The 4,970-nt window shown below is 28.9% G+C and carries 5 protein-coding genes and 1 pseudogene; 3 read left to right on the top strand and 3 right to left on the bottom strand.

The window, feature by feature from the left end; genetic code table 11:
* Positions 1-563, top strand: a pseudogene (locus tag KPL38_RS18135) (transposase); the annotation flags it as partial.
* A gap of 135 nt (positions 564-698) precedes the next feature.
* Here the strand turns inward: KPL38_RS18135 and KPL38_RS18130 are convergent.
* Genes KPL38_RS18130 through KPL38_RS18120 form a run of 3 tightly spaced genes read right to left on the bottom strand, consistent with a single transcriptional unit; the run spans position 699 to position 2,815 of the window.
* Positions 699-1,610 (bottom strand): ATP-binding protein, encoded by a 912-nt coding sequence (locus tag KPL38_RS18130; RefSeq protein ID WP_216290538.1) that lies wholly within the window; start codon positions 1,608-1,610, stop codon positions 699-701.
* Positions 1,601-2,431 (bottom strand): P-loop NTPase, encoded by an 831-nt coding sequence (locus KPL38_RS18125; protein WP_216290537.1) that lies wholly within the window; start codon positions 2,429-2,431, stop codon positions 1,601-1,603. The genes KPL38_RS18130 and KPL38_RS18125 overlap by 10 nt, the downstream gene beginning before the upstream one ends.
* A 30-nt stretch (positions 2,432-2,461) precedes the next feature.
* Positions 2,462-2,815: a NifB/NifX family molybdenum-iron cluster-binding protein gene (locus KPL38_RS18120; protein ID WP_216290536.1), complete on the bottom strand. Its 354-nt coding sequence runs from the start codon at positions 2,813-2,815 to the stop codon at positions 2,462-2,464.
* A gap of 131 nt (positions 2,816-2,946) precedes the next feature.
* On the opposite strand from KPL38_RS18120, the gene hisC reads away from it, so the two are divergent.
* Both hisC and KPL38_RS18110 read left to right on the top strand, forming a co-directional pair.
* Positions 2,947-4,017, top strand: a complete 1,071-nt coding sequence (gene hisC / locus KPL38_RS18115; RefSeq protein WP_216290535.1) for a histidinol-phosphate transaminase — start codon at positions 2,947-2,949, stop codon at positions 4,015-4,017.
* Positions 4,018-4,030: 13 nt separating this feature from the next.
* Positions 4,031-4,927, top strand: a complete 897-nt coding sequence (locus tag KPL38_RS18110; RefSeq protein ID WP_216290539.1) for an MBL fold metallo-hydrolase — start codon at positions 4,031-4,033, stop codon at positions 4,925-4,927.
* Positions 4,928-4,970 lie beyond the last annotated feature (43 nt).

Here is a 4,970-nt window from a genome sequence, read left to right as displayed (position 1 = left end):
AAAATTATAAGTATCTCTATAAAGATCACGATATTATACCTATAATCCCTCTCAATCCGAGAGGCACTAAAGATATAGGTAAACCTAAAATTAATGAAAATGGTATTCCAAGCTGTCCAAGTGATGACTCCTTACCAATGATATTTGATGGGCCATCAAAAGAGAAAGGAAGATCATTAAGACTAAAATGGCTTTGTCCAAAATCCAAGAAGAAAACTATAAAAGGTAAAACAACTTATATTCTATCTTGCCAAAGTCCGTGTACTACATCACCTTGTGGTAGGATGCATCATACTAATGTTAATGATAATTACAGACTAAATACTATTATCCCAAGAGGATCCGATAAATGGATTCATCTCTATAAAATGAGAACCATAATTGAGAGAACGAACTTCATGGTGAAATTTCCCATGGGAGTCGGATACACAAAATTAAGGAATACTGTTTCTCTTAAAGTTGAAGTAATCCTCGCTGCAATAACACAACAAATTGTAATTTTAATTGCTGATAAACTTAATAAAAAATCTCATCTCTTATCCATAAAATCTTTAATAGCATAATCATTTTTTGTAATTATATTAGTGATTATTAAGTTCGCTATAAATCAGGAGAGTTTTATTCCATTATCTGTCTAATTCCCTTGAAGAGTTTTGCAATCCCCTATTAACTATAATATTTATTTGACTTTAATAATTCTATATAAATTCTTTTATATTACTCCACATGTCTTCAATAGCTTTTTCTGCTATGCTCTCTTTATAACAAGTTATAGGTTTTAACTCATTTATCGATTGCATAACAACGTCATCATATGGAATTTTCCCTACTACTTTAAAACCTTCTTGTGAACATAAGGTTTCAATTTGTTTTGCTATTTCTTCATTAATATCATATTTGTTAATACATACCAGTGTACAAACTTCAAAATTCTTACAAAGAGTCATTACTCTCATAAAGTCTTCCATCCCTGATTTTGTTGGTTCTGTAACAATTAAAGCTATATCACAACCTGTTACGGATGCCATTACAGAACACCCTATACCTGGAGAACTATCTACTATTGTTAATTTAGTTTGTTTGTTAAATATACCTTTAAATTTTTGTACTAATGAAGAATTGCGGTCTTCTCTTTCTAATTCTTTTTTCATATATTCTTCACTGTTTTTTCTTAATACAGTAATAAGCTTTCCTGAGCCCTCACTTCCAACTTCCATTTCTGCTCTAGATAATATTCCGTTAGAATCTTTTGTCATAAGCACATCTGCACTTTTTTCATTGATTAATTTAACAGCATTTTCATTACAAACAATAGTACACGCTCCACAACCTTCACATTTATAAATATTTACTTGATTGTTTTTTATTGCATCAAACTTACAATACTTCTCGCATAGACCACATTCAGTACAAAGGTTTTTGTCTATAATAGCTTTTTTACCTCCATAAAAGTCTTCTTTCTGTATGTCTTCTCCTTTATAAAACAGATAAAAATTAGGAGCATCTACATCACAATCTACTTTTATAGGATCATTAGCAAGTTCTGATAAAGCAACGGCAATTGTAGTTTTACCAGTTCCTCCTTTTCCACTTAATACTACTAATTCCATACTAGTATCTCCTTTACATTTTTAGCAATATTCTCAAAACAACTTCTATATTCATTATTTTCTATGAGCATTTCACCTTTTGAATACTGTTTTGCAATACTCCTCCTATAAGGTAAACAACCTATTATCGAAATATTTTCTCTTTCACAATATTGAGTTATTATATTTTCATCACTTACGCTCTTGTTAATGACTATACCCATAGGCATATTAAATTTCTTAACAAGCTCAACTGCCATTTTTAAATCATGAAATCCAAATTCTGAAGGTTCAGTTACAAGTATAGCTATATCTGCATTTTGAAGCGTATTTACCACATTACAAGAAGTTCCAGGTGAACAATCAAGTATATTAGTATTTTTGCTTAAATTATTTAACAGTTCTTTAATAATTGGTACTGCCATAGGTTCGCCTATATTTAATACCCCTCGTTTACACTGAATATCATTTAAATTTCCTTCTTCAATAATTCCAATAGTTCTTTTCTTATACTCTATTGCATCATATTTACATACAATTTTACAAACTCCACAACTATGACATAATTTTTCGAAAAGTATGATGCATTCGTTAATTTTTGCTAAAGCGTTAAACTGACATGCATTCGCACAATCTCCACAATGTTTGCATTTAGTATAATCAATAAAAGGGTAATCGATCTCTACCTCTTTCTTTTTAATATTTACTGGCTTTAGAAATATAAATGCATTCGGTTCTTCTACATCACAATCAATGTAATTTGCTTTTAAAACTAATGCAAGATTGGTTGAAACAGTTGTTTTACCTGTCCCCCCTTTTCCACTAAGTACTGCTATATTCACTGTATAATCATCTCCAGTCTACTAGTTTGATTAATGGTGTGAAGGTCCATACATTTTTATTTCTTCAAGTTCACCCTTATTATATTTTTCAAGAACTGAACCTATATCCATAATCCCACATTTATATGCCCTAATTCCTGCTTTTTCTATAAGTTCAAAGGCATTAGGTCCAAGATTTCCTGTAATTATAACGTCTACTTTTTCTTCAATTACTTGGTTAGATGCAACAATACCTGCTCCTCCACTTGAACTTTGACCTTTATTTTCTAAAATTTTAACTTCTCCACTTTCCATATCATGAATTTGAAAATATTCACACCTTCCAAACCTCTTATCAAGTAGATTTTCATTAGTTTTTCCATTTGATGAAATTACTATTTTCATTGTTATTCCTCCATTTCTATAATTGATTATTGGCATTTGCTAATTTCATACTACTCTTGTTTTTTGTTATTGTCAAATGCCAATAACAATAGTATAATTAAATAAACTGCATATAAAAAGGAGAATTATATATGAGTAAATATTGGAGTGAAACTACAAAAAACATTGAACCTTATATCCCCGGTGAACAACCTAAAGATAGGAAATATATTAAATTAAACGCTAATGAAAATCCGTACCCACCCTCTCCCAAAGTAATTGAAGCAATTAACAATGCAGCTAATGAAAATCTTCAGTTATACCCTGACCCAAACTGCGATGAACTTAGAAATACTGTAGCAAATTATTATAATTTATCACCTAATCAAATATTTGTAGGAAATGGTTCAGATGAAGTACTCGCTTTCTCTTTTATGGCATTTTTTAATAAAGAAAAGCCTATCTTATTTCCTGATATAACCTATAGTTTTTATGAAATTTATGTTAAATTATTTAATCTAAAGCATAAGTTAATTCCCTTAGATGATAAATTTGCTTTGCCTTTAGATTCATTTTGTATTGAAAATGGTGGAATTGTAATAACAAATCCAAATGCACCAACCACCAAATATATATCAATAGAATCCTTAAAACAAATTGTAAAATACAACATAGAAAGTATTGTTATAATAGATGAAGCCTATATAGATTTTGGTGGAGAATCTTTAATCGAATTTGTAGATAATTATCCAAACCTATTGATTATTCAGACGCTTTCTAAGTCAAGATCACTCGCAGGGTTGCGTGTTGGTTTTGCTTTTGGGCATAAAGATTTAATCGAGGGCCTCAATAGAATAAAGAACTCAATTAACTCTTATACAATAGATCGTCTTGCTTTAGCTGGTGCAAAAGCATCTTTTGAAGATGAGGCGTATTTTCAGAATATTCGTTTAAAAATTATAGATACAAGAGAAAAAATAGTACCATTTCTTAAAGAATTGAAGTTTATTGTAATGGAATCAAAAGCTAATTTTTTATTTGTATCCCATACTACAATTAACGCAAAAATAATATTTAACAAATTGAGAAAATGCGGAATTCTTGTTAGATATTTTGATAAACCTAGAATAAATAATTTTCTAAGAATAAGTATAGGCACTAATGAAGAAATGGAAATACTTATAAAAAAATTAAAACAGATTATCATGGAAATAGAAGGGTGAATTGGTGATTAAGATGAATTTAAAAATAACAACTCTTATAGAAAATAATAATGATGATCATAATCTTTTATTTAATGAACAAGGGTTGTCTCTTTATATTGAAACTGATGGGATGAAAATATTATTTGATACTGGTCAAAGTGGAGATTTTATTAAAAATGCTAAATTGTTAAAAATTAATTTAAGTAAATTGGATTATATTGTGTTAAGTCATGGACATTATGACCATACTGGAGGATTTAGAAAACTCGTTGATGAAGCTTATAACTCATATAAGTTAATTGTAGGAAAAAGTTTTTTTAATAGTAAGTATAAAATTGTTGGAAAAGATAATTATAAATATATTGGTAATTCCTTTGATAAAGAATATGTTCATCAAAATAATATGGTTGTAAAATATATTAAGGAAGACATATTTTATATTACTGAAAACATAATGATATTTTCTAATTTTAAAAAGAGTAATGATTTTGAACAGGTAAACAAAATATTTCAAATAAAACAAGATAAAAACTATGTAGTAGATAATTTTTCTGATGAAATAGTATTAGTAGTGAAACATGAAAAAGGTTTGGTGGTCATAGTAGGTTGTTCTCATGTAGGGATAATTAATATTTTAGAAACCATTATAGAGCGGACAGGTATGTCAATCTATGGTATTGTTGGTGGAACACATTTAGTTGAAGCAGATGAACAAAGATTAAAGACTACAATGAACTATTTTAAGAAAAAAAACATCCGCATTTTAGCAATGTCTCATTGCACTGGGGAATATGCCGTTGAAAAAATCAGACATGAGTTTGTGGATGAATTTATATATAACAATACCGGGAATATTATTGAAACCTCAATTGCAAAAGTAAATTCCACCCCAATACATAAAACAGTGGAAGTTAGTCTTACAAATTAAAAGGTAGATTTTACCTTTACAAATTATTATAATAATATTAGAT

Source organism: Clostridium psychrophilum (assembly GCF_018861705.1).
Lineage (GTDB): Bacteria > Bacillota > Clostridia > Clostridiales > Clostridiaceae > Clostridium_AD > Clostridium_AD psychrophilum.
Note: the sequence above shows the minus strand (reverse complement) of the source record. Positions and strands in the feature narration are given on the sequence as shown.